This is a genomic window from Vibrio sp. Vb0667 (assembly GCF_033391095.1).
In genome coordinates, this window is sequence record NZ_JAWPOL010000329.1 from 1 (window position 1) to 1,112 (window position 1,112).

Annotated in this window: 1 protein-coding gene; it reads left to right on the plus strand. The window is 43.8% G+C overall.

Going from position 1 to position 1,112, the window contains the following annotated elements; genetic code table 11:
* A partial coding sequence (locus tag R8269_RS25655; protein ID WP_318222966.1) for a LysR substrate-binding domain-containing protein occupies positions 1-836 on the plus strand: 836 nt, incomplete at its 5' end.
* Between the last annotated feature and the right edge of the window lie 276 nt (positions 837-1,112).

Genomic DNA, 1,112 nt, shown 5'->3' on the forward strand with positions numbered 1-1,112 from the left:
CAGACAAACTGGCTCTGACACAATCGGCGACAAGTATGTCGCTCGCGCAGTTAGAAAAAATGCTTGGCAGGCCTTTATTTGAAAGGCAAGGAAAGCAAATGGCCCTAACACATTGGGGGATGTGGTTAAGGCCAAAAGCAAAGCGTTTATTGCAAGATGCCTTGCAGATAGAAATGGGATTCTATGAGCAACATTTGTTAAGCGGAGAGATCCGTCTTGGTGCGAGCCAAACACCAGCAGAACACTTGGTGCCAGACCTTATCAGTATCATTGATAACGATTTTCCTGAGATGCGAATCTCGCTAGGCGTACAAAGTACGAAAGGGGTTATCGATGGCGTGTTAGATTACAAATACGATTTAGGCATTATTGAAGGACGTTGTGACGATAACCGTTTACACCAAGAAATCTGGTGTCGTGACCACCTTACTGTAGTCGCAGCTTCTCATCATCCTTTTGCTCGTAACCCTTCGGTCAGTTTAGCTCAATTAGAGCAGGCGAAATGGGTGTTGCGTGAGCATGGCTCAGGTACTCGTAAAACCTTTGATAGCTCCATTCATCATTTGATTGAAGATTTAGATGTATGGCGTGAGTATGAACACGTTCCTGTGTTGCGCAGCTTGGTGGCTAACGGACAATACTTAACTTGTTTGCCATATTTGGATGTTGAACGTTACATTGAGGCAGGACGTTTAGTCGCGCTAAACGTACCAGATCTGAAAATGGAGCGCACATTGTCCTTTATTTGGCGTGCGGATATGGCCGAAAACCCGTTGGTCGATTGCATCAAGCGTGAAGGTTTGCGCATGATGAAGGGCAAGCCATCCGTCTTATAGGTACTATCAATTTTAATGGGCTCTGCATCGCAGGGCCTTTTTTGTCTCTTTTATTCGTCCATCTCTGTTTTTTGTTATTTTCTAAATCTGTTGATTTATCGGTTGCGTCAAATAATTTGTGTAAAACATGAAACGAAAGGTGATATTGTTGTGATCATTATCACCGATAAACTGGCACGATGTGCCTAGTATTGGTTCTTGATTTCAATGTATGAAGGCAGTTATCAAACCAAAAGGGTGCGATAGTCGCCGAGCAGGTACGAATACCATGACAAC